Raw genomic sequence first — 24563 nt, 5'->3', positions numbered from 1 at the left:
TTTGAACTTCCCGACCATTCAGTACAGACAACAGATGCTTCACGTTTCTGGGCAGCTCCCCAAAATTAGTAACTGCCATTTACTAGATCTACCCCAGGAACAAATACAATAGGCTTCGATGGCAAATGAAGCCTATTACATTGACTAACGAAAGTAGTTTCATGCGCCCATGAAACTACTTTCGTTTTTTATTGCTTTTTCTACTATATTTTATACCATAAAAACGGAGCGCCAAAGACTGTAGCGGGCTTCGGGGTTCAACTGCTCCAACTGCTGGAAGACGGCTTGCATATCCGAACGGCGGGTAGTCTCTTCGTAAGGACACAACGCCTTCTGCTTAGTGAAATGCGACTCTTCTGCCACCTTACGGATATCCGCCTCATGCACCAGACAAAGGGGGCGGATAATGGTGAGCGGATAATGTTTTAAAGGAAGACTGGGCTGCATGGTGGAATGAGAACCCTCAAAGGTGATATTCATCAGCAGGGTAACGAGGATATCATCCATATGATGGCCCAAGGCTATCTTGTTAAAACCATTATTTACCGCAAACTCGAAGAGCGTCTTACGTCGGTTCCAGGCACAGAGGAAGCAACGGGTCTTACGGGGATCGGTGGATTCATCAAACGAACTATGAAGGATATGGAGCTTGATGCCATTCTCTGCACAGAAATCCTGCAGATAAGAGCGGTCGGTCTCGTAAGGAATGTTATCCATGATGATATGAGCCGCCTCCACTTCGATATGAGGTTTATAGATACGGGCACGCTGAGCCAGCAAACGGACCAGTTCCAGGGAATCCTTTCCACCACTCAAGGCTATAAGAATATGGTCACCATCTTCCAAAAGCCGGTAATCGACACATCCTTTATTGAATCGCTTTAATACTTTCTGTTCTGCTTTCATCATATTCTGAAAAGGGAAAAGAAAAGCCGCACCCTATAAACAGAGTACGGCTTTATCAAGATACATCTCTCTACCTTGCAGAAGAGAAACGACAATTTAAACTTCAAATATAATTCTATCTTACTTAGCGTAAGCTACGCTTCGGGTTTCACGAATTACAGTAATCTTAACCTGACCAGGATAAGTCATCTCATTCTGAATCTTGGTTGCGATTTCATCAGAAAGCTTGATACTCTCTTCATCGTTCATCTTATCCGCACCAACGATGACACGGAGCTCACGACCCGCCTGGATAGCGTAAGTCTTGGTTACACCAGGATAACTCATTGCGATAGCTTCGAGATCATTCAAACGCTTGATATAAGCCTCTACAATCTCACGACGGGCACCAGGACGGGCACCAGAGATAGCATCACAAACCTGTACGATAGGCGCCAACAATGTGTTCATCTCCATCTCATCATGGTGAGCACCGATGGCATTGCAGATATCAGGTTTTTCCTTATACTTCTCAGCAATCTTGGCACCATACAATGCGTGTGGCAATTCGCTCTCCTCATCAGGCACCTTACCAATATCGTGCAAGAGACCGGCACGCTTAGCCTTCTTAGGATTCAATCCCAATTCAGAAGCCATAACCGCACAGAGATTAGCTGTTTCACGGGCATGCTGCAAGAGGTTCTGACCATAAGAAGAACGGTACTTCATCTTACCGATGATACGAATCAACTCTGGGTGCAGACCATGAATACCGAGGTCGATAGCTGTACGCTTACCAGTTTCGATAATTTCATTATCCAACTGCTTCTTCACCTTGGCTACCACCTCCTCAATACGGGCTGGGTGGATACGGCCGTCAGCAACCAACTGATGGAGAGCCAGACGGCAAACCTCACGACGAACAGGGTCGAAGGCTGAGATAACAATTGCCTCTGGAGTATCATCCACTACGATTTCTACACCAGTTGCAGCTTCCAAGGCACGGATGTTACGGCCTTCACGACCGATAATACGTCCCTTCACCTCATCATTATCAATATGGAAAACGCTAACAGAGTTCTCAATAGCTGTTTCAGTAGCAACACGCTGGATTGTCTGAATCACAATCTTCTTAGCCTGCTGGTTAGCATTGAGTTTGGCATCATCCATAATTTCGTTCACATAGCTTGCAGCATCGAGTTTAGCCTGATCTTTCAGACTCTCAATCAATCTCTGCTTAGCCTCTTCAGCACTCAGACCAGAAAGTTCTTCCAGTTTAGCCTGCTCCTGTTTCTGCATCTTATCAAGTTCCTGCTGCTTGACAGACAAGAGTTTCTTCTCGTTGTCAACACGCTGCTGATACTGATCAATCTCCATCTTGCGTCGACCGAGGTCTTCCTGACGCTGATTGAGAGAAATCTCGCGCTGTTTCAGCTTATTCTCATTCTGCTGGATGCGAGAATTACGCTGCTGCACTTCTTTTTCGAGTTCCGCCTTCTTGTTGAGGAATTTCTCCTTCACTTCCAAAAGCTTCTTCTCTTTTACTACTTCTGCCTCTTTGTTGGCAGCTTCTATCATTTCATTATATTTTCCCTTAATGACATAACGGAAAATGAAATACCCAGCAGCACCGCCGATAACAAGCGCCACCAAGGCTGCTATAATAGTTACTATCATTATATTATATATATGTTTATTAATATTCTTATTTCAAAGCGTCTTCAATCTCGGAGGTAAGCTTCTCAAGAATATCATCATAAGGTTTCGTATCATTCCGATCCGATTCCTTCTCATATCTCAATGCCACATCAATGAGCGCCATATACAGGATTTCCTTATCGCTCTTTCTGCCTTTGAAAATCTTGGTATATGAGTTTACAATATCATCTATCAGCTTAGCTGATTTACGATAATACTCCTCGTCTTCCCTAGGTATTCTTACCGAAAGATCTGTATCATAGACGTGTAATCGTATGAGTAATTTATCTTGTTCTTGTTCTGCCATCGTTCCGATTTTTACTTTTCACCCAATAGTGTGATACACTTATTGACATCTCTTATGAGCTTGGCGATGCGCTTCTGAGTAGCTTCCATATCATTGTCAGAAATCGTCATCATCTTCGCCATCTTCAAGCTGTCGTAATCACTCTGCGCTTGAGCCAACTTTTCCTCCAATGCCTTGATTTTGGCATCGCGCTCATCCACCATCGCATAGAGTTCAGCATTCTCCTGCTTGACCTCGTCAAACTTGAGAATCATCTGCCTTACTCTTGTGGCAAACGTATTAATTGTTTTCTCATTTGCACTCATGACTATTATTTTTGGCTACAAATTTAAGAGAATTATTTGAATAAAACAAATATTCTGCTAGTTTTTTTTATTTTGGGCGCAACATTTGTTACTTTCCCATCTTCTGCTTCGCCTTTTCTACGTCTTCATCTGATGGACGTGGCTCTTTTTTGGCAAGCATCAATACCTGGAAGGTAAAGTCGGTTACCCATTGCTGGCTGAATGCCAAGCGCTTGTTGAACTGGCGCAACTGAAGCACGGTTTTCAGCACACTGGCATCAGAGAAATCGTTCTTGGTAAAGATATCTTCTACAGTTTTAGCAGTCATCTTATATAGCGAATTCTTCATGAAGCTAGGCAAACGGAGTTTAAACTTCATCAGATTGCCCATCAGCATCATCAGATCCTGCGTAAAGTTTTGGAACTGGATGAGATATACGTTTACATCCTGCAGTTTGTGGCAGTTCTTACGGATACTGGAATCTATTTCCTTGAAGAAGGCATCATCCGTATCATAGATATTCTTCATCATTTTCTTCACCTGTGCCTTTTCACCAATACCCAGACGATTGTTGACCGTCGGAACATGCAGACTTGTCTTGAAGACACGCAAGTCTGGCAACATGGCCAAATTGGTGATACCTAACTGAGAAGCAAGTGCAGCCTGAAAGTATACACGGACCAAGGTCATGTAATCTTCCATTCCACCTACCTTTTTATCGTCGTCTTTACGACCGAATAGTTTTGCAAAAATTCCCATTCCTTTATTATTTTATTTTCTATATCTATTTAAATTGTTCTGCAAAAATACAATAAAATCAGTAAATACCCAAATCAAAGCGATGTTTTTTATCTAAAACGGTGTTTTTTTTATCAAAAAATGCATTTTTATGGCTTATGATTTCACGCATTCAACTTTTTTTAGTAACTTTGCCGCGTTTTTAAGATTAAGACTATCCAACTTCATTATATTAGAAATAGAGAAGATATGAAAGGAATCGTATTAGCGGGAGGTTCGGGTACAAGACTTTACCCTATTACCAAAGGTATCAGTAAGCAATTGATACCAATTTTTGATAAGCCAATGATATACTACCCTGTTTCCGTGCTAATGTTGGCAGGAATCAAGGAGATTTTGATTATATCTACCCCATTCGACTTGCCTGGTTTCAAACGTCTGTTAGGCGACGGCAGCGAATTGGGTGTACACTTCGAATATGCAGAACAGCCATCACCCGACGGTCTGGCTCAAGCCTTCATCATTGGTGAGAAGTTTATCGGTAATGATACAGCCTGTCTGGTTTTGGGTGACAACATTTTCTATGGAGCCGGTTTTACGGGTTTACTCAAGGAAAGCGTAAAAGCTGCAGAAGAAGGACTGGCAAGCGTATTTGGCTATTATGTCAACGATCCGGAAAGATATGGTGTGGCAGAGTTTGATGAAAACGGCAACTGCCTGAGCATAGAAGAAAAACCGGATATGCCTAAGAGCAACTATGCGGTTGTAGGACTCTATTTCTATCCAAACAGCGTGGTGCATGTGGCTAAGAACATCAAGCCTAGCGCAAGAGGTGAGTTGGAAATAACAACAGTAAACCAGCACTATCTGACAGAAAAGGCTCTGAAGGTAAGAACCTTACAGCGCGGTTTCGCCTGGCTTGACACCGGTACCCACGATAGCCTTTCGGAAGCCAGCACCTTTATAGAAGTCATCGAAAAGAGACAGGGTCTGAAAGTGGCATGTCTGGAAGAAATCGCATTCAAACAAGGATGGATTGACAAAGAACAGTTGCTGAAACTTGCCCAACCGATGCTCAAAAACGGGTATGGACAGTATCTGAAAGAACTAGCGGCAAGCAGATAGCACAGATTCTATCATTTATCTTATACAAATATAAAAAGGTGTAAACACAATAGAATATAAAATAATGGAAGAAACAAAGAACTTTGATTTAGGACGTGATCAAGAGCAGGAAGAAAAGTCATCTATTGACTTCCAGCTGATTTATTCTACTCTTATCCTCAACTGGAAATGGTTCGTTCTATCACTCATTGTATGTTTGGGATTGGGATATCTCTACATACGCCATGCAAGACCGCAATACCAGGCAACCGCCAAGGTACTGATAAAGGATGACGACCAGAGAAAGAACAGAGGAATGGGTAACAGCATGATTCAGAATGCTGCAAACCTCGGTTTTATTTCAAACTCAAACGGTATAGACAATGAGATTGAAATTCTTTCGGCTCAAGACTTGGCTAACCAGGCTGTAGTAGACATGAAATGCTACGTGAACTATTACCATAAAGGAACCTTCAGGGATCAGTTAGTCTACAAAGAGCAGGAGGTCAGCGTTGACTTAGACCTGGCTCATCTCAAGAAACTGAATGCTCCTATCAAGCTTCTTATAGAGAAAACTGGCAGCCAGTATCAGGTTACAGGTTCATACTACATACCTGTAGATGCCTTCTCCTATCAGAAGGATCCTGTAAAGATTGAAAAGACTTTAGCTGGTCTGCCAGCAAGCATCAATACACGTGTAGGAACCCTCCACTTCACTCAGAACGGCAAATACGCATTAAAAGACGGTGAGAGCCTGAAGGTGATTATCGTGTCACCAGAAATGGCGGCTAAGGGCTATACAAAAGCACTGACTGTCAGCCAAACTTCAAAGACCACAACCATAGCCGAACTGGTGATGAAAGATGAAGATCCTCAGCGCAGTATCGACTATCTGAGAACTCTGGTAAATGTTTATAACCGCCAGGCCAACGAGGACAAGAATGAAATTTCTTTCCGCACAGAACAGTTCATCAACCAGCGTCTGGAGAAGATCAACAACGAACTGGGCAATACAGAAGGCCAGCTCGAAAGCTACAAGAAGCGTAACAATGTTGTAGAGATGAAGCTCAACGCAACAGCTGCCATCGCTAACTCAGACACATACGCCCAGAAACTCCAGGAGGCTAACACACAGGTTGAACTTCTGAATGAGCTTGGCAAATACATGAACGAACCTGGCAACAGATATCAGCCTATCCCATCAAACGTAGGTCTGACTGATGAAAGTTCAACAGAGTTGATTAACGAATACAACAAGATAGCTCTGAACCGCAACCAGATGTTGCATTCTGCCAGTGAGAATTCTCCAACCGTCACACCATTATCAGCCCAGTTGGATGACCTTACAAAATCTATCAAGCGCGCCATGCGCCAGGCTAAGCTTGGTATGGAAATCCAGCGTAACAGCATTGCCAAACAAGCTGCCATGTATGCCAGCCAGATAGGTAACTCGCCAGAACAAGAGCGAGTTCTTACACAGATTGGTCGCCAGCAGGAAGTAAAATCTGGTCTTTACCTGATGCTTCTTCAGAAACGTGAGGAAAACTCCATTTCGCTAGCAGCAACGGCAGACAAGGGTAAGGTTATCGATGCTCCTTCATTGGAAGGAAAGGTTAGTCCTAAGAATCCTATCATTATGCTGATAGCACTGGTACTGGGTATTGCAATCCCTGCCGGCATCCTCTTCCTGAGAGAATTCTTCAAGTACAAGATTGAGGGACATGAAGACGTGATGAAACTCACTCAGATACCTGTCATTGCCGATATTCCTGTGGCAAGCGACGCTGCCAAGAAGGAAGGAAAGGCTGACATTGTGGTTCACCAGAATGTAAACAACCTGATGGAGGAGATTTTCCGTGGCCTGCGTACCAATATTCAGTTTATGCTGAAAGAAGGTGAGAAGGTGATGATGTTTACCTCTTCTACATCAGGTGAAGGTAAAACATTCGTGGCATCCAATATCGGTATCTCGCTCGCCTTGCTGGGCAAGAAGGTTATCATGGTAGGTCTGGATATCCGCAAGCCACGTCTGGCAGAGCTCTTCGAGATTGACAACCACCATAATGGTATCACCAATCTGATTATACACGACCATAATACATGGGATGACATTCAGAAACAGATTCTCTCTTCGGGTATCAACAGTAAACTCGACCTCCTTATGGCTGGTCCTGTTCCTCCTAACCCAGGAGAGTTAGTAACCAGAGCAAGCCTTGACGACATTATCAGTCAGTTGAAGGAACATTACGACTATGTTATCCTCGATACGGCTCCTGTAGGTCTTGTAAACGACAGTTTGCAGCTTGGACGTCTGGCTAATCTCTGTGTATACGTCTGCCGCGCAGATTATACTCCAAAGGCTAGTTTCGGCATGATCAATGGTTTGAAAGCCGAGAATAAATTGCCTAACATGTGCTTAGTACTCAATGGCGTCGACCTCTCTAAGAAGAAGCACAGCTTCTATTATGGTGTCGGTAAGTACGGCAAATATGGTAAATATGGCAACTATGGTTCTTATGGATCATATGGCAAATATGGCAAATATGGAACTTACGGCCAGTATGGCAGCTATGGCAACTATAGCAACAGCCACTATGGCAATGCCAACGACAACAGTATCAAGAAGTAATCAAGAACATACATACAACAAAGAAAAGAGTCTTTCTATCCAGATAGGAAGACTCTTTTAGATTTTAAAAACATTAAGACTATATGGCAACAATTGCAGTAGATTTTGATGGTACAATCGTAACCCACGAGTACCCGAAGATTGGTACAGAGCTACCTTTCGCAACAGAAACATTAAAGATGTTGATTAGAGACCACCACAAGCTTATTCTATGGAGCGTACGCGAAGGAAAGCTCCTGGACGAGGCAGTAGAATGGTGTAGAGAAAGAGGAGTTGAATTCTGGGCTGTAAACAAGGATTATCCTGAAGAGAGTCTGGAGAACAATAACCACTTCTCCCGCAAGCTCAAAGCCGACTGGTTCATTGACGACCGAGGTATCGGCGGTTTGCCTGATTGGGGGGAGATTTATCAGATTATCACCAACCATACCAGTTATCGCAGAGTACTGAAACAGAAGTTCGGCGAACAGCAGGAAGCTCCCAAAAAGAAACATTGGTGGAGCCGCGGATAAAATGCTTCTCCAAAAGATATTCTTGTAGATACAATAAAAGATATCCCAATAAATAAAAAAGGTGTATTGCCAAGAGCAATACACCTTTTTTTATTGGAATGAATTTACTAGTCTGAATTAGAAGAACAAGTAGCGGTTATCTACTACATGAGCGTTCAGATAAAGCTCGTTCATGAAGTTACCTGCATACTGCATAGCCTTCTGGCGGCACTTCTGCTCGTATGTCTTGTCATCGAACTTAACAGGACGGTTAGTCTTGTTAGTAACCTGGAAGAGATAAACACCAGCGTTACCCTTCACTGCATGAGCAGAGAAAGCACCCTTCTTAGTACCTGCAACAGCACCAGAGAGAGCTGGCTCGCTAGCGCCAGTAGCTGCGATGAATACAGGAGCAGCAAAAGTAATCTGGTTTACAGAAGAAACCTTACCACCCTTAGCCTTAGCAGCTGCGATGTTCTTAACACCATTCAACTTAGCCTCAATCATCTCAGCCTTCTTATCCTTGAGCACCTCTGCCTTAACAGTCTCCTTGACAACTGCATCATTCAAATCACGATAACCGATATGATGAATCTTATCAAGAACCACAACCAACAGGTGGTTGTTGTCACCACACTCATAGAGAGGTGAAATCTCACCCTCCTTGCTATCGAAAATCCACTTCAAAGCCTCGCGTGTAGAATGGATGTTTGCTACATAGTGAACAGAAGTTGTAATATCCTTCAAGTCCTGAACCTTGTAACCTTCCTTAGCTGCATTCTTCAAGAGATCCTCTGACTTAGGATTAGCACTTACGAAACTAGAGAACTTGTTGTAAGCTGTACGGTAAGTACCCTGAGAGAAGTCGATAGGCTTCTTGATAACGGCAGCAGTATACTTGCTGACCATTGCCTTGCGGTCAAGAACCTGAAGAACTACATATCCCTGCCCCAACTGAAGCTGGTTCAAAGAGTTAACTGCTGCAGTATTCAATGTATTGATGAATGTCTTGTTGTCCTTATCCATAGACTGAGCATACTCATACTGCTTAGTAGTCATCCAAGCCTTGTCACCAGTCTGACCATACTTCTTAGCGATAGCCTCGAAATCAGCACCACCGGCAATAGCGCCCTGAATAGAATCTGCCTTAGTCTTAGCCTCAGCTACAGAGTTAGCAGCAACCTGGATAACACGATACTGTACTGAATCAGGCAATTCCTGCTTAGCTACCAACTTAACGATGTTCAATGTATTGTCACCAGCATTAGCCTTAACAGCAGAAGTAGAACCTACAGCCATAGAATCAAGCTGAGCAGCGATATCACGTGGGAAAGCATCCTTTGAAACAGGAATACCAAGATATGCTACAGTAGAAGCTGACTTACGTACAACCTCTGTAGGATCTGCAGCAGCAGCCAACTGTGAGTGATAACCTGCAAATTCCTTGTTAAGAGCAGCACGGTCTGCATTTGAAGCCTGAACCTCGATATCAACGAACTTGATGTCACGGCTCTCAACAGGCTGCTTGAAGCGTGCCTTGATCTCATCATACTTAGCCTTCAGATCGCTTTCAGAAATCTTTACCTTATCATCCTGGATGTCAGAGTAAGGGAAAGCAGCCAACTGAATCTGGCTCTCTTCATTCTCCTCCTTGAAAGCCATCTTTGCCTCTACAGGGTTTGACAGGAAGCAACCGGCGAGAAGAGCCTGATACTTCTGAGCCAATGTCTGCTGGCGGAGAGTCTTCTCGATGAATGACCAGTAGTTGTAAATCTTGGTATACTGATCCATCATCTGTGCGTTAGCAGATGGGTTAGCCTTCTGTGCCTTGTAGTCTGCCAAGAACTTCTGGAGAGCAGATGCGTCGAAACGACCTGTCTGCTGATTTACGAAAGGAGTCTGCTGAAGCATAGGGTTAGTACCTGTCTTCAAGATGTCCTGAAGCTCTTCGTCGGTCACAGTGAGACCCAACTTGCTAGCTTCCTTAGCGATAATCTGGTTCTGGATGTAGGTATTCCATACCATATCCTTCACCTGATTCATCTGCTCTTCAGGAAGATTTTCCTGACCCTGTTGCATTTTAATAACTTCTGAATACTCATCAACGAGCTTCTGGAAATCCTGCACGCTGATTTTTTCGCCCAAAACCTCACCAATCTGCTGGCGCTCATTATTCTTTGCTGAATCGCAAGAGCGGAAAGCTTCCTCGGCAATAAAGGCGAAAAGGCCGAAACTGATGATACAAACCAGTATCACGCCTCTTTTTCTAATTGTTCCTAATGCTGCCATTACGTTTTAATTATTATTATTATTTTTATTTTTTCCTAAGTTTAGATTGAACCACTTTTGATGCTAGTAGCCAATTGTCTGCAAAAATACAAAAATAATACGAGAAAAGGGAATTTTTTGCTATCTTTTTTGACTATTACCTCAAAAAAAGCAAAAAATTCCCTTTTCCTGCTCAGCTATTTGATGATGTGGAGTTTAACAAGCTCTATTTTACGCGATGTTGACTTGATAATCTTGAACTCAAAGTTATCAAACTTAATCACCTCGTTGAGTTTAGGAAAGCTCTGATATTCATGCAATATCAAACCGCCTACAGTCATATATTCATCACTTTCCGGCAGTTCAAGACCAAACATATCGTTCACCTTGTCAATCTCCAGTCGCGCAGAAAGGAGATAGTCACCATCATCGGTTTTCTTAGCTACATATTTGGCTGAATCGTGCTCATCTTCTATATCACCGAAGATTTCCTCAACGATATCTTCCAGACTCACCAAACCGCTAGTACCTCCAAACTCATCTACAACGATACCTAAAGACTTCTTCTGCTGCAAAAAAGTCTGCATCAGTTTCTGTGCCTGCATCGTTTCCGGCACAAAAGGAAGTGTACGGATATGATCCTGCCAACGTGAAGGATGGTGGAAGAGTTCGGAACTGTGAATATATCCCGCAATATGGTCTATATCCTCTTCATATACAATGATTTTCGAATTACCGCTCTCTATGAATTTCTGCTGCAGTTCTTCGAGAGAAGTATCCATTTCAACAGCCTGAATCTCAGTACGGGGCACCATACAGTCGCGTACTTTAGTATCGGAGAAATCAAGGGCATTCTGGAATATCTTCACCTCATCATTAATTTCATCTTCATTGGTAGCATTATCGATACTTGACTGCACAAGATAATCAAGGTCTACCTTAGAAAAGCCTTCATCCGCCCCCTCAGTATCCATCTTCATACCTATCAGACGCAGCAGGCACTTACTCAAGAAAGTACTGAATTTACTGATAGGCCACAATACCACATAGCACAGATAAGCTACCGGACTGAAGATAGAAAGCAAGCGGTTCGGGTTAGACTTGAAAAGCGTCTTTGGCAGAAACTCACCCGTAAAGAGTACTATCAGCGTAGACAGAATGGTATCTGCAGGCACCGTAAAGGCTGCATCAAAACCTGCGAAAATCGTATTGTCAAAAAGACGGGCTATCAGAATACCATAAACCACAAGGGCTATATTGTTGCCCACGAGCATGGTACTGACAAAGCCATTCGGATGATTATAAAACAAAGATAACAGTCGTTGCGTAAGGCCGTTTTTCTCCTTATCCATCTCCGCCAACATACGGTTGGAAGAGACGAAGGCAATCTCCATTCCGCTGAAGAATGCTGAGAAAACCATCGTAATGAGAATGCCTACGACTAAACTCATATCCACCTGTTCATTCATTATATCTTTTTCTTTTTAATTAGTGCATGATAGGAATCGTAGTGGCTCTGACTGGTGTAGCCGGCTGACGGAAGTTATTCTTGACAGAATCAGGCTGGCTGCTCAACGTATCGGCAGCACCACCACCTCCTGTCAGGTCTCCCTTTTCAAAGCTACCCTTCGAATTGCTCACATAATAGCGCGTCATCTTTTCATCACTCCAGAAATGAGAACCCTGTAGCGTTCTTTCAGGAGTAACAAGTTTACTGAATACGTTACTTGACAATTCGTGCTTGTTCTGGTCCCAGGTAAGTTGCTCACTATTGAAGCGCAAACCATCTTTGGTCAGGATACTCACCCTACCATAAAGTTTCCATATCTTCTGCTGATCATAATAATAAGCTGTATCACACTGGATATAACTATTAATATGGAATTTCTCATCAAACTGCTCCAGCAAAAGTCCCTTATCAAAGATCCACAAAGATGGATTCTTGCTGGTATTCACCTCCCACCGTTCTGTTACGATGCGATATTTCATAACTCCCGAGTCGCTTACCAATGTATTTACACCATACGACGTCATCATCGCCACCGAGTCTTGCGGACGGATGGCGGGCGCAGTATGTTCTACCTGGTTTTGGCAACCAGCCAAAATCAGGAACATCAGGATACCGACAATATAAGAGCCTTTTATTCTATACATTATTATATATAGATTCTATACATTATTATATATAAGTGGAAGATTAATCCATCTTCCACTTCTTAAACCAATCCTCGTTGAATGTGAATCCGATATTAATACGGAAAGTATTTTCCTTAATCAGATCCTTAGCCGAACTCTTCACCCACTGACCGCTGATATTCAGCATAGAGCGGTTGTTGTAAGAGTTCATGATAGGAATACCGAAACCGGCACTTACAGAGATTTCCTTCGAACCATCAACACCATTCATCTTATAATAAGGTGTGGCGTAGCTGGCACCTACCCGATACTGAACACGCTTGAAGAAAGCACGGCTGCGTTCTCCATAGCAATACTGGGCACCGAGATTGAACTTGCTTCTATCCTTGTAGATACCATTTTTCAAGGCGTAGTTGGTTCCATCGAAACTAGGATAGCCCAAGCTACCCCACTTCTGCAGACTGTAATCAAAGCCAACCTTCCACTGGTTGTTATGATTCCACATCACACCCGCACCAATCATGGTAGGCAACTTGTAAGCCTTGCCGATAGAGTAAGCGGTGGTATCGGTAACACCGTTCTGGGTATCATTAGAAATGATTTTCATATCAGCAGAAGCCCCGAGACCATGTCCTGGCGAGAAGGTGACACCCACGGTAGCCCAATCTTTCTTTGAGAACTGATGGGTATACTGTACACCGAAATCAACCTTATAGCTGTTCACCTGCATAGAATAGTAGCGGGTGAGGGTCTTGTAATAAGAATTGCTGTAGCTGTTTGCTACACTTCTGTCTATACTACCCCAGAGATATGAGAAGTTGGCACCTACGGCCAAGCCCTTGACCGGTTCCCAACCCGCACCGATGTATGCCTGATGCAAACCACCATCGCCGGAATAAGTATTAGTATAGTAAGCTTCCTTGTCAGCATTCACCCATTCTGATGCAGAATAATTATAGCCAACATTGGTAAAAGGAATGATACCGAAGCTCATACCTACATGTGGCAGCAAGCGGAAGCCTGCAACAACATACTCAAAATTTGAGTTGTTGGCATTCTTCTTCACACCATTCTCTTCAAAATTTGTCACCTGACCAGAGATACCGGCATCAAGGATGAAAGTCATCGAATCAATCGAAGCATAAGATGCAGGGTTGAGATAGTTTACCTGATTATGCTCATGAAAGCCAAGACCGACTCCATTCATACCGCGATTAAAACCAGAAGTCTGGTCCGACAAGATGCCAAGACCATACTGGCTGTATGGCGAATTAGTACCACTTTGGGCATTAACCATAAGGGCTGAACCCAACAATAGGGTTGCTAAAAAAAGCTTTCTCATTCTTTAATAATCATTCAAAATTATATTCAGAGTGCAAAAGTATTAAAAAAAATCTAGAAAAAAGAAGGATAATTGAAAATAATAAGGTATTTTTGCATCGTGAAACGTTTTAAGCATATTTTTAGTGCCATTTTAGCAGTAATTTTAATCAATTTAACTACTGAAGTGGCTGCACAGGATTTTTCAAGAGACAAAGACTCTGATATTTCTGTGCAGAACAGTCGTGTCAATGAAGAAGCTACTGCGTGGCTCGATTCTGTTGACATTTCTCTCCTGACTTGCGGACCAGGTCAGGAGGTGTGGTCGTATTATGGACATACCGCTCTACGCATCCAGAACAAAGCTATGGGAACGGATGTTGCCGTCAACTGGGGTATGTTTAGTTTTAACCAAAGTTGCTTCGTACTCCGTTTTGTTTTCGGACTCACCGACTATCAGATTGGCATCTACCCGATGAGCGACTTCATTGCCGAATATGCACATGAAGGCAGATGGGTAAGACAGCAGCGCCTCCGTCTCTCCCGTACAGAGAAACTGGGAATTCTGAGAAGCATCGACAAGAATGCACAGCCGGAGAACCGCGTATACCGCTACAATTTCTTCTATGATAACTGTACGACCCGGGCACGCGAGATGATTCTCTCCAACATTGGGAACCAGAGTACCAACTTTAAAGATACCCCTACCACTTTTACCTACAGGGAAGAGATTCACAAACTCAACGGACAGCACCGCTGGGCAAGATTCGGCAATGACCTTCTTTTGGGTTGTCAGGCAGACCGCCCTATCACACAAAGAGAATGGGAATTCTTGCCAGACAATCTGAGCAAGGACTTTGCCACAGAAGGAAGAACCGACTTTATTGATGCATCTCAGACTGCAGACGGCAAGACCAATGCAACAAGTGCCAGCGGCTATATCACTCTGGTAGATGAAACATCCGATATTATCCCAGCCCAGGCACAAATAATAGACGATACTCCTGTTACACCACAAATGATAGCCATAGCTCTGGCAATCATCATCATAGGAACAACGGTAAGAGAATGTGTAAAAAAGAAAAACTACTGGTGGTTTGATGCCATCCTGCTTGTCCTGACAGGATTACCGGGACTGATTCTCTTTACCATGATCTTCTCGCAGCATCCTACCGTACAGATAAATTTCCAGATTCTGATACTGAATCCGCTCAACCTCATCTTTGCCTGGAAGACTGTCAAGAGGATGAAAGCAGGTCGTCAGTATTGGTATTTCGAACTTCTGGGATGGCTTCTGCTCATTGCCCTGTTCATGCAGATATGGCAGAACTATGCTGAGGGTATGAGTATTTTGGCACTTTCTTTGCTAGCGAGATACTGCGTCAAATCGACCATGATGGATTTAAGTCCAAACAATTATGGTTTGCAGAAGCATATCGTAAAGAAATTCAGAAAGAATAAATAGACATTAAAATATACGTAAGGAAACGATTGGCACAATATCGTTTTCCGTACAGAAGAAGAAGATAAACAACAATGATGGTAAACAGATATATCACAGCCCTTTTGGTTGTCCTGGCGGCAACCGGCATGGAGGCGCAGACTTATCAGCAGGCGCTGAAGTTTGCGCTTACGGATATATCCTACGATGAATTCATCCAGCAACCGGAGGCGAAGGCATTGGAGGAGGACATTCTCTGCGTGCTCAAAGCCATCAAAGCGGCATCAGAAGATGAGAGCATCGCAACGCATCATCCTATCCTGGCGGCAACACTTGCCGCCAATTCTTCTGACATTCTGACAGACATTCATTCACATATTTATTATGAATCCCCTACGGAGCACAGACACAAAGTTCCGTATGGGAGTATCGTTATTCGAGGTCCAGACTGCTGATTTTATGCTTTCAGTAAGCAAAACTCAGAAGATTTGCCATAAAAACAGGTAATAATTGGCAATTCCTTGCAGATTTACAGATATTTTTAGTAAATTTGCAAGCTAGTAATAAACAACAGGAGATTTTACTCCCAAACATCATCGAATAATAATAAAAAATAAATATACAATGAACTTTAACAAAATTCTCCAGTCATTGTTTGGCAACAAGTCAACTCGCGATATGAAGTTGATCCAGCCAATCGTAGAAAAGATCAAGGCAGAGTATCCTAAGATGCAGGCCTTAAGCAATGACGAACTTCGTGCAAAAACAAAAGAACTTCAGAAGTACGTACAGGAGTACGCCAAGGAAGAGAAGGCTAAGATTGCTGAACTCAAGGCTAAAATTGAAGACACTCCTATCGATGAGCGTGAAGGTATCTTCAACCAGATCGACAAGTTAGAGCAGGAAGCACTCGACAAGTATGAGGAAGCCCTCAACGAGGTTTTGCCTCAGGTTTTCGCTATCGTTAAGGATACTGCTCGCCGTTTCGCTGAGAACGAGGAAACAATAGTTACTGCTACCGACTTCGACCGCGAGTTGGCTTCAAACCCTGCTAACGACTTCGTAACCATCGATGGCGACAAGGCTATCTATCACAACCACTGGACTGCCGGTGGTAATGATATGAAGTGGGAAATGATCCACTACGATGTACAGCTCTTCGGTGGTGTTGTTCTCCATCAGGGTAAGATTGCCGAGATGGCTACCGGTGAGGGTAAGACCCTTGTAGGTACAACACCTATCTTCCTGAATGCCTTGACTGGTAATGGTGTTCACGTCGTTACCGTGAACGACTATTTGGCTAAGCGTGACTCTGAGTGGATGGGACCTCTCTATATGTTCCACGGTCTCTCTGTAGATTGTATCGACAAGCACCGTCCTAATTCCGACGAGCGTCGCAAGGCATACCTGGCAGATATCACCTTCGGTACCAACAACGAGTTCGGTTTCGATTATCTTCGTGATAACATGGCTACCAACCCAGCCGATCTGGTACAGCGCCAGCACAACTACGCCATCGTCGATGAGGTCGACTCAGTATTGATTGATGATGCCCGTACCCCATTGATCATCTCTGGTCCTATTCCAAAGGGCGACGACCAGATGTTTGAGCAGTATCAGCCATTGGTTGAGAAACTTTATGAGGTACAGCGCAAGCAGGCTACAGAATTGCTCGCCGAGGCTAAGCAGAAGATTAACGAAGGTACAAAAGCTAAGAATCAGGAACTCCTTGATGAAGGCTTCCTCGCACTCTTCCGTTCTTACAAGGCATTGCCTAAGAACAAGCCATTGATCAAGTATCTTTCTGAGGAAGGTATCAAGGCTGGTCTGCTGAAGACCGAGGAGTACTACATGGCAAACAACAACCGTGAGATGCCTAAGGCTACTGAGCCATTGTACTTCGTAGTAGACGAGAAAATGAATTCTGCCGACCTTACCGATAAGGGAACCGACTGGTTGGCTAAGCAGGTAAACGACAAGGAACTCTTCGTATTGCCTGATATCACAACAGAAATGAGTGAACTCGAGGCACGCACAGACCTTACCGACCAGGAGCGTCTTGACAAGAAAGACGAGATGCTGGCTCACTATGGTGTACAGAGCGAACGTGTTCACACCTTGCAGCAGCTCCTGAAGGGTTACACCATGTTCAATAAGGACGACGAATATGTTGTCATGGACGGACAAGTGAAGATTGTGGATGAGCAGACAGGACGTATCATGGAAGGCCGTCGCTGGAGCGATGGTTTGCACCAGGCTATTGAAGCTAAGGAGCACGTAAAGGTAGAGGCTGCTACACAGACCTTTGCTACCATCACACTTCAGAACTACTTCCGTATGTACCACAAACTCGCAGGTATGACCGGTACAGCAAGTACAGAGTCAGGTGAGTTCTGGGATATCTACAAACTCGATGTTGTTGAGATTCCAACCAACCGCCCTATCCAGCGTAAGGACTTGGATGACCGTGTATACAAGACTGCCCGCGAGAAGTATCGTGCAGTTATCGACGAAATCGAGGAAACACGTAATGCTGGCCGCCCAGTCTTGGTAGGTACAACATCTGTCGAGATTTCTGAGTTGTTGAGCAAGATGTTGAAGATGCGCAACATTCCTCATAATGTATTGAACGCTAAGCTGCACCAGCAGGAGGCTCAGATCGTAGCCGAGGCAGGTCGCTCAGTAAACGGTAAGGGTGCCGTAACCATCGCTACCAACATGGCAGGTCGTGGTACCGATATCAAGCTGACTCCAGAGGTAAAGGCTGCAGGTGGTCTTGCCATCATCGGTACAGAACGTCATGAGAGCCGCCGTGTAGACCGTCAGCTCCGTGGTCGTGCCGGTCGTCAGGGAGACCCAGGTTCTTCTGTATTCTATGTATCATTGGAGGATAAGCTGATGCGTCTGTTCGCTTCAGAGCGTATCGCCAAGGTAATGGACCGTCTCGGTTTCGAGGATGGCGAGCGTATCGAGAGCCCAATGATCAGCAAGAGTATCGAGCGTGCTCAGCGCAAGGTTGAGGAAAACAACTTCGGTATCCGCAAACACCTCTTGGAGTATGATGACGTGATGAACCGTCAGCGTACCGTTATCTACGAGAAACGTCGCCACGCCCTCATGGGTGAGCGTATCGGTATGGATATTGCCAACATCATCTGGGACCGCGTATTGAACATCGTTAACAACAACGACTTCTTCGGTGCCAAGGAAGAGTTCCTGAAAGTTCTCGCTATGGAGATTCCATTCAACGAGGATGAGTATGAGAACGGCAGACGTGAGGATTTGGCAGAACGTGCTTTCCAGGAAGCTATGGCTACATTCAAGCGTAAGACAGACCGCATCCAGGCTACAGCTATGCCTATCATCAAGCAGGTATACGAAAACCAGGGTGCTATATACGAGCGCATCATGGTGCCTATCACAGACGGCAAGCGCATGTACAATATTCCTTGCAACCTCAAGGAGGCATACGAGAGCGAGGCTAAGAACGTAGTGAAGGAGTTTGAGAAGAGCGTTGTTCTCCAGATTATCGATGACGACTGGAAGGAGAACCTCCGCAAGCTCGACGAACTGAAGCACTCTGTACAGAATGCAAGCTACGAGCAGAAGGATCCTCTCCTCATCTTTAAGTTGGAGAGTGCCAAGGTTTGGGATGCCATGATTAATGACATGTACGACCGTATTGCAAGTATCTTGATGCGTGGTCAGATTCCAGTAATGGAGCAAGAGCAACCAGTTCAGGAGGCAGCTCCTGAGCAGCACACTCAGCAGAACTATGTAGAGAGCAAGGTAGATTTGGATGCAGAGCGTGAGGCACAGGAGGCAGCTGCTAACCAGGATACCCGAGAGGGCGCACAGGTAAACCGCACTCCTTACCGTGCAGAGCACATGCCACGTCCTAACGACCCATGTCCATGCGGAAGCGGCAAGAAGTTTAAGAACTGCCACGGCAGAAACCTGTAATCACAGGAAATGATGATGCTCTTATATATAATAAGGTATAAGAACATCCATCATCAGAAATAATGATAAGAATACCTAGATTTGATGATACTCTCATCATTTCTAGGTATTTTTGTTTTAAAACCACATTATTGCTACCAAGTTGCAAAAAATTATTAGTATTTTTGCAGTCGAAAAGAAAAAAGAGCTGATCATGAGGTCATGCCCCAAAGAAAAGAACAAGATTAAAACAAGGAAAGATATATGAAATTATCAGAACTTAAAACAGGTGAAAGCGCCGTTATCGTCAAGGTATCAGGACACGGTGGCTTCAGAAAGAGAGTCATCGAGATGGGATTCATCAAGGGCAAGAAGGTAGATGTACTCCTTAACGCCCCACTCCAGGACCCAGTGAAATACAAGATTATGGGTTACGAGGTGTCTCTCCGTCACAGCGAAGCCGACCATATCGAGGTGGTTTCCATTGATGAAGCCAAGAACGATGCAAAGCTCTGCAAGGCGGAAGAAGAAGACCGCCAACAGGTAATTGACTCAAAAGTAGTAGATTCCAACGATAGCGACGAGCAGGCGCTCGGCGACAAGATGCTCGTGGCTGAAAGAAAAGACAATGCCAGCAACGAAGCCCTGGCTGAACAGGAAGCAGAAAGACTCCACCGCGTCATCAATGTGGCACTGGTGGGAAATCCAAACTGCGGTAAGACTTCCCTCTTCAACTTTGCTTCGGGTGCTCACGAACGCGTAGGCAACTATAGCGGTGTAACCGTGGATGCGAAAGTAGGTGAAGCCGATTTCAACGGCTACCACTTCAATCTGGTAGATTTGCCGGGTACCTATTCCCTCTCGGCTTATTCGCCAGAAGAACTCTATGTGCGCAAGCAGCTCATCGAGCACACGCCGGACATCGTCATCAACGTCATCGACACCAGCAACCTGGAGCGCAATCTCTATCTCACCACACAGTTGATAGATATGCACATCCGCATGGTCTGCGCCCTCAATATGTTTGATGAAACCGAGAAGCGTGGCGATAACATCGACTACGACAAACTGGGCGAGCTCTTCGGTATCTCGATGATTCCTACCGTCTTCACCAATGGCAGAGGCGTAGACAAGCTCTTCGAGACCATCATCGAACTCTACGAAGGCAAGGAAGATTCCAGCGCTCACTATCGCCATATCCACATCAACCACGGACATGAGATAGAACATGGTATCGAGCATATCCAGAAATATCTGAAGGCAGATGATTCCATCCGCCAGCGCTACTCTACCCGATACCTCTCTATCAAGTTGTTGGAGAATGATAAGCACGCCGAGGAATACGTAAGTCATCTGAAATCGGCCAAGGAAATTTTCGCAGCCCGTGACGAGGCTGCCAAGCGTGTGAAGGAAGAGACCCAGGAGGATAGCGAAACCGCCATCATGGATGCCAAATACGGTTTCATTCATGGCGCATTGCAGGAAGCAGGCTATGAACCGGGCAAGGCAAAGGATACCTATCAGGTAACCCACCTCATCGACAGCATCCTGACCAATAAATATGTAGGCTTCCCTATCTTCGTTCTCCTGCTGTTCATCATGTTCTCAGCCACCTTCGTGTTGGGCGAGATTCCTAAGGGATGGATTGAGGACGGCGTGGCATGGCTGGGCGAGTTCATCAGCAATACGATGCCGGATGGACCAGTGAAGGATATGCTGGTAGATGGTGTGATTGGTGGTGTAGGTGCCGTGATCGTGTTCCTGCCACAGATTCTGATTCTGTATTTCTTCATCTCTTATATGGAGGATTCGGGATATATGGCTCGTGCTGCCTTCATCATGGATAAGCTGATGCACAAGATGGGCCTGCATGGCAAATCATTCATTCCGCTGATTATGGGATTCGGATGTAACGTACCTGCCGTGATGGCAACAAGAACCATCGAGAGTCACCGTTCCCGTCTGATAACGATGCTGATTTTGCCATTGATGAGTTGTTCAGCTCGTCTGCCAATCTACATCATGGTTATCGGAACATTCTTTGCCATCCAATACCGTTCGCTCATCATGGTATCGCTCTATCTCATCGGCATCTTCCTAGCCGTGATATTGAGCCGCATCTTTGCCAGTTTCGTGGTGAAGGGCGAAGATACCCCGTTCGTAATGGAGTTGCCTCCTTACCGCTTCCCTACCTGGAAGGCGATAGGCCGCCATACCTGGGAGAAGGGTAAGCAGTACTTAAAGAAGATGGGTGGTATCATCCTTGTGGCAAGTATCATTGTCTGGGCTTTGGGCTATTTTCCTCATAATGAGGAGCTTGATAACCAGGCTCAGCAGGAGCAGAGCTATATCGGCAGAATCGGTAAGACCATCGAGCCTATCTTTACCCCACAGGGTTTCGACTGGAAACTGGATGTGGGCTTGGTTTCCGGTGTGGGTGCCAAGGAGATTGTAGCCTCAACAATGGGCGTGCTCTACAGCAACAACGACAGTTTCTCTGATGATCAGGATTACAACGATGAAGACGGAAAATACGAAGTCTTGAAGAAGCAGATGACTTCCGACCTGAAGAAGACCTACGGTTACAGCGATGCCGAGGCAGCAGCGAAGGCAACGCTCACCGCCTACTGTTTCCTCCTCTTTGTATTGCTCTACTTCCCTTGCATCGCCACCATCGCTGCCATCAAGGGCGAGACGGGCAGTTGGAAATGGGCAGGCTTCGCCGCCGGCTACACCACGCTCCTGGCATGGGTAGTATCAGCCCTGGTCTTCCAGATAGGATGTTTGTTTATCTAATCAAGGTGTCTGCTTTAAGAAAACAAACAAAGAGAGCGCACAACACCTGAACGACAGCCGCACAACAGCTGAGCGACGCTTGCACAACACCTGTTGTGCAAGCGCACATCAGCTGTTGTGCGGCTTACTATATAATATATCCAGAAGACTTATTCTATATATCTGAAAGACTTCAAGTAACTGTTTGGAAGATTTTAGTCATATACTAGAACGTTATCAGTCATATACCTGAACGACATCAATCATATCATTAGAAGACATCAACCGTTTCCTTATTCAGGATAATCTCTTTCCTACCTTTGCGGCAACAAACGCTATCATCAGACCCAGGCAGGCGGCAATGCTGATGGCAATGCGGAGACCGGTAGCCTCAGCAAGCCATCCGATAACCGGAGGTCCTACCAGGAAACCGAAGAAACTGATGCTCGAAACGATGGTAATGGCGATGCTCGCCTTGATGGTTCCCAATTTTCCGGCGATACTGTAACAGATAGGAACCGACGAAGAGATGCCGAAACCTACCAGCAGAAAACCCAAGGTGGCAGGAATCAGATAAGGCAAGGCGGCAGCCAGCCACAAACCGCCCAATATCAAACCACCACAAACCTTCAATACTCTGGCTGGGCCGTATTTCGTAACAAACCCATCTGCCATGAATCTACCCAACGTCATCGCACCCATACCAGCCACATAGCCCGCACGGATAAAAGCCTCATCGGGTTTTACTACTGATGAAAAATATACGCTACTCCAATCGTAAACGGTACCTTCACAGAACATGCCTGCAAATCCCATCAGTCCCAAAAGGAACAGAATCGGGTCGATGGTCTTGAAAGAGAACTTCGGAACATCCTCCTCTTCTGCTTTCGCCATGGCATCATTAATCAGAAAGCGGAAACCGACAGCAATGATGAGAATACTCAGAGCCAGAATAGTTCCAAAGTGGACATCTATCGGAAGCAAAGTGTTGGCAAAGATGGCACCGATGATACCACCGGAGAATCCACCCAGGCTCCACAGACCATGAAACGACGACATGATGTTGCGCCCATACATCTTCTCTACCAGACATGCCTGCGTATTGGTGGCAATGTTCATCAGATTCGCCATCATTCCGAAAGCAATAAGACTCAAAATCAGATGAAAAACCGTAGTACTGCTACCGATGCAGAAAAGAACCAGGGCATAGAGCACCTCAGAGAGAACCAGCATCTTCTTGCTGCCAAATCTACTCACCAGGATACCCGAGAAAGCCATCATCAGAAGTTGGCCGATAGGAATGGCGAAAAGCACCGTTCCCAACTGGCCGTTGCTCAGATGCAACATCTGTTTTACATCCGGAATACGGCTTGCCCAACTGGCAAACACTACTCCCGGTACAAAATAATAAGCCGCAACCGCCACTCGCTTGCGCGCCAAATCACTTAAATTACTCAAACTGACTGTCATCCTTAATAATATACCTATTATAAATACTCATTTCTATTAGCGGCTGCAAAATTACAAAAAAAAACAGAAAAAGACTGATATTTGAACAATAAATGTTGCGCCGTTTGAGATTTTTGCCGTACCTTTGCACTCAGGAAAAAAAATTAAAAACAAACTAGCAATGAAGAAACAAACAATGATTACCCTGGCACTCGCCCTCACTCTGGCAATGCCAACCCTACCCGCCTTCGCCCAGAAGGCGATGAGCAAGAAAGAAATCGCCGAAAAAGAAAAGGCTTTCAAGAACCTTCAGCATCCTTGGAAGGGAAAGAAGGTGGCTTACTTCGGCGATTCCATCACAGACCCTAACATCAAGGCATCAAAAGTAAAATACTGGGGATTCCTGCAGGATTGGCTCGGCATCACCCCTTACGTTTATGGTGTGAGCGGCAGACAGTGGAACGATATTCCCCGTCAGGCAGACCAACTGCAGAAGGAACATGGTGATGATTTTGATGCCATTCTCATCTTTATGGGAACCAACGATTACAACAACGGTGTGCCTGTAGGCGAATGGTACACGGAGACTTTCGACAGCGTGAGAGTAGCCCGCCACAAGCCAAGCGAAATGGTACAGCGCCGCCACCGCCACTTCTGCATGGACAAGAATACATTGAAAGGCCGCATCAACATCGCCATGTCGAAGTTGAAGCAGATGTATCCTACCAAGCAAATCGTGGTGATGACTCCTGTGCATCGTGCTCTCTTTGCCAGTGGTGACAAGAACATCCAGCCAGATGAGATGTACGAGAATGCGCGAGGCATCTTCTTCAATGAATACGTGAAAGCTATCAAGGAAACAGGCAATGTCTGGGCAGTTCCGGTCATCGACCTCAACTCCCTTTCCGGTCTCTTCCCTCTTTACGATGCTGGTGCGCAGATGTTTAACAAGCCGGATATCGACCGTCTTCATCCTAATGATGCCGGCCACTCCCGCATGGCTAAGACCATCATGCAGCAGCTATCTGCATTGCCTTGCGTCTTCTAGAAATCCGTGTAAGCGGCTCCGCGTTTATACCTTGCATAATTCAAAAA

18 protein-coding genes are annotated in these 24563 nt (G+C 45.0%); 8 read left to right on the top strand and 10 right to left on the bottom strand.

Going from position 1 to position 24563, the window contains the following annotated elements; all coding sequences use genetic code 11:
- Nucleotides 1–210: 210 nt before the first annotated feature.
- The 5 genes from DWV53_RS07185 to DWV53_RS07165 form a co-directional block, all read right to left on the bottom strand.
- Nucleotides 211–909 (bottom strand): tRNA 2-thiocytidine biosynthesis TtcA family protein, encoded by a 699-nt coding sequence (locus tag DWV53_RS07185; protein WP_118152637.1) that lies wholly within the window; start codon nt 907–909, stop codon nt 211–213.
- A gap of 117 nt (nt 910–1026) precedes the next feature.
- Nucleotides 1027–2562: a ribonuclease Y gene (rny, locus tag DWV53_RS07180; protein WP_117586134.1), complete on the bottom strand. Its 1536-nt coding sequence runs from the start codon at nt 2560–2562 to the stop codon at nt 1027–1029.
- Between the two features lie 28 nt (nt 2563–2590).
- Nucleotides 2591–2890 carry a cell division protein ZapA gene (locus DWV53_RS07175; protein WP_022120985.1) on the bottom strand — a complete coding sequence of 100 codons (300 nt, stop codon included), beginning with the start codon at nt 2888–2890 and terminating at the stop codon, nt 2591–2593.
- Between the two features lie 11 nt (nt 2891–2901).
- Nucleotides 2902–3195: a hypothetical protein gene (locus DWV53_RS07170; protein ID WP_022120986.1), complete on the bottom strand. Its 294-nt coding sequence runs from the start codon at nt 3193–3195 to the stop codon at nt 2902–2904.
- Between the two features lie 88 nt (nt 3196–3283).
- On the bottom strand, nt 3284–3934 hold the full coding sequence (locus DWV53_RS07165; RefSeq protein ID WP_118065623.1) for a hypothetical protein: 651 nt from the start codon (nt 3932–3934) through the stop codon (nt 3284–3286).
- Between the two features lie 228 nt (nt 3935–4162).
- On the opposite strand from DWV53_RS07165, the gene rfbA reads away from it, so the two are divergent.
- From rfbA to DWV53_RS07150, 3 genes are all read left to right on the top strand, one after another.
- Nucleotides 4163–5038: a glucose-1-phosphate thymidylyltransferase RfbA gene (rfbA, locus tag DWV53_RS07160; RefSeq protein WP_118152635.1), complete on the top strand. Its 876-nt coding sequence runs from the start codon at nt 4163–4165 to the stop codon at nt 5036–5038.
- Between the two features lie 64 nt (nt 5039–5102).
- Nucleotides 5103–7646, top strand: coding sequence for a GumC family protein (locus tag DWV53_RS07155; protein ID WP_118152633.1), 2544 nt, complete (start codon nt 5103–5105; stop codon nt 7644–7646).
- Between the two features lie 83 nt (nt 7647–7729).
- On the top strand, nt 7730–8158 hold the full coding sequence (locus DWV53_RS07150) for a BT0820 family HAD-type phosphatase (RefSeq protein WP_006846429.1): 429 nt from the start codon (nt 7730–7732) through the stop codon (nt 8156–8158).
- 117 nt (nt 8159–8275) lie between these two features.
- On the opposite strand, the gene DWV53_RS07145 is transcribed toward DWV53_RS07150, so the two are convergent.
- The 4 genes from DWV53_RS07145 to DWV53_RS07130 form a co-directional block, all read right to left on the bottom strand.
- Nucleotides 8276–10426: a peptidylprolyl isomerase gene (locus DWV53_RS07145; protein ID WP_118152631.1), complete on the bottom strand. Its 2151-nt coding sequence runs from the start codon at nt 10424–10426 to the stop codon at nt 8276–8278.
- A 176-nt stretch (nt 10427–10602) separates the two neighbouring features.
- Nucleotides 10603–11874 (bottom strand): hemolysin family protein, encoded by a 1272-nt coding sequence (locus DWV53_RS07140; protein ID WP_118152629.1) that lies wholly within the window; start codon nt 11872–11874, stop codon nt 10603–10605.
- 19 nt (nt 11875–11893) lie between these two features.
- Entirely contained in the window at nt 11894–12559 is a 666-nt protein-coding gene (gene lptC, locus DWV53_RS07135) for an LPS export ABC transporter periplasmic protein LptC (RefSeq protein ID WP_181992439.1), read from the bottom strand.
- A gap of 43 nt (nt 12560–12602) precedes the next feature.
- A complete protein-coding gene (locus DWV53_RS07130; RefSeq protein WP_118152627.1) occupies nt 12603–13883 on the bottom strand; it encodes a hypothetical protein in 1281 nt (426 codons plus the stop codon).
- Nucleotides 13884–14048: 165 nt separating this feature from the next.
- On the opposite strand from DWV53_RS07130, the gene DWV53_RS07125 reads away from it, so the two are divergent.
- The 4 genes from DWV53_RS07125 to feoB all read left to right on the top strand — a co-directional run bounded on the left by DWV53_RS07125 (nt 14049) and on the right by feoB (nt 22040).
- On the top strand, nt 14049–15326 hold the full coding sequence (locus DWV53_RS07125) for an Lnb N-terminal periplasmic domain-containing protein (protein ID WP_234699037.1): 1278 nt from the start codon (nt 14049–14051) through the stop codon (nt 15324–15326).
- A 71-nt stretch (nt 15327–15397) separates the two neighbouring features.
- Complete coding sequence (locus DWV53_RS16110; RefSeq protein ID WP_259318934.1) at nt 15398–15757, top strand: hypothetical protein; 360 nt, start codon at nt 15398–15400, stop codon at nt 15755–15757.
- 169 nt (nt 15758–15926) lie between these two features.
- Nucleotides 15927–19265: a preprotein translocase subunit SecA gene (gene secA, locus DWV53_RS07115; protein ID WP_022120998.1), complete on the top strand. Its 3339-nt coding sequence runs from the start codon at nt 15927–15929 to the stop codon at nt 19263–19265.
- Between the two features lie 243 nt (nt 19266–19508).
- Nucleotides 19509–22040: a ferrous iron transport protein B gene (gene feoB / locus DWV53_RS07110; protein WP_118152623.1), complete on the top strand. Its 2532-nt coding sequence runs from the start codon at nt 19509–19511 to the stop codon at nt 22038–22040.
- A gap of 276 nt (nt 22041–22316) precedes the next feature.
- Here feoB and DWV53_RS07105 read toward each other — a convergent pair whose 3' ends face one another.
- Nucleotides 22317–23477, bottom strand: a complete 1161-nt coding sequence (locus DWV53_RS07105; protein ID WP_217746046.1) for an MFS transporter — start codon at nt 23475–23477, stop codon at nt 22317–22319.
- A gap of 172 nt (nt 23478–23649) precedes the next feature.
- Here DWV53_RS07105 and DWV53_RS07100 point away from each other — a divergent pair, with 172 nt between their 5' ends.
- The gene (locus DWV53_RS07100; protein WP_259318933.1) at nt 23650–24516 is read left to right on the top strand and encodes an SGNH/GDSL hydrolase family protein; all 867 of its coding nucleotides are present in this window, start codon (nt 23650–23652) and stop codon (nt 24514–24516) included.
- Nucleotides 24517–24563 lie beyond the last annotated feature (47 nt).

This window comes from Segatella copri (assembly GCF_003465495.1).
GTDB lineage: Bacteria > Bacteroidota > Bacteroidia > Bacteroidales > Bacteroidaceae > Prevotella > Prevotella copri_G.
This window is presented reverse-complemented; position numbering and strand designations above follow the sequence as displayed.

What these genes read in the sequence shown, in the direction of transcription:
- secA (WP_022120998.1), top strand. Translation starts at nt 15,927, where the DNA reads ATGAACTTTAACAAAATTCTCCAGTCATTGTTTGGCAACAAGTCAACT.
- DWV53_RS07150 (WP_006846429.1), top strand. Translation starts at nt 7,730, where the DNA reads ATGGCAACAATTGCAGTAGATTTTGATGGTACAATCGTAACCCACGAG.
- rfbA (WP_118152635.1), top strand. Translation starts at nt 4,163, where the DNA reads ATGAAAGGAATCGTATTAGCGGGAGGTTCGGGTACAAGACTTTACCCT.
- DWV53_RS07185 (WP_118152637.1), bottom strand. Translation starts at nt 909, where the DNA reads ATGATGAAAGCAGAACAGAAAGTATTAAAGCGATTCAATAAAGGATGT.
- DWV53_RS07155 (WP_118152633.1), top strand. Translation starts at nt 5,103, where the DNA reads ATGGAAGAAACAAAGAACTTTGATTTAGGACGTGATCAAGAGCAGGAA.
- DWV53_RS07100 (WP_259318933.1), top strand. Translation starts at nt 23,650, where the DNA reads ATGAAGAAACAAACAATGATTACCCTGGCACTCGCCCTCACTCTGGCA.
- rny (WP_117586134.1), bottom strand. Translation starts at nt 2,562, where the DNA reads ATGATAGTAACTATTATAGCAGCCTTGGTGGCGCTTGTTATCGGCGGT.
- lptC (WP_181992439.1), bottom strand. Translation starts at nt 12,559, where the DNA reads ATGTATAGAATAAAAGGCTCTTATATTGTCGGTATCCTGATGTTCCTG.
- DWV53_RS07145 (WP_118152631.1), bottom strand. Translation starts at nt 10,426, where the DNA reads ATGGCAGCATTAGGAACAATTAGAAAAAGAGGCGTGATACTGGTTTGT.
- DWV53_RS16110 (WP_259318934.1), top strand. Translation starts at nt 15,398, where the DNA reads ATGATGGTAAACAGATATATCACAGCCCTTTTGGTTGTCCTGGCGGCA.
- DWV53_RS07170 (WP_022120986.1), bottom strand. Translation starts at nt 3,195, where the DNA reads ATGAGTGCAAATGAGAAAACAATTAATACGTTTGCCACAAGAGTAAGG.
- feoB (WP_118152623.1), top strand. Translation starts at nt 19,509, where the DNA reads ATGAAATTATCAGAACTTAAAACAGGTGAAAGCGCCGTTATCGTCAAG.
- DWV53_RS07165 (WP_118065623.1), bottom strand. Translation starts at nt 3,934, where the DNA reads ATGGGAATTTTTGCAAAACTATTCGGTCGTAAAGACGACGATAAAAAG.
- DWV53_RS07175 (WP_022120985.1), bottom strand. Translation starts at nt 2,890, where the DNA reads ATGGCAGAACAAGAACAAGATAAATTACTCATACGATTACACGTCTAT.
- DWV53_RS07140 (WP_118152629.1), bottom strand. Translation starts at nt 11,874, where the DNA reads ATGAATGAACAGGTGGATATGAGTTTAGTCGTAGGCATTCTCATTACG.
- DWV53_RS07130 (WP_118152627.1), bottom strand. Translation starts at nt 13,883, where the DNA reads ATGAGAAAGCTTTTTTTAGCAACCCTATTGTTGGGTTCAGCCCTTATG.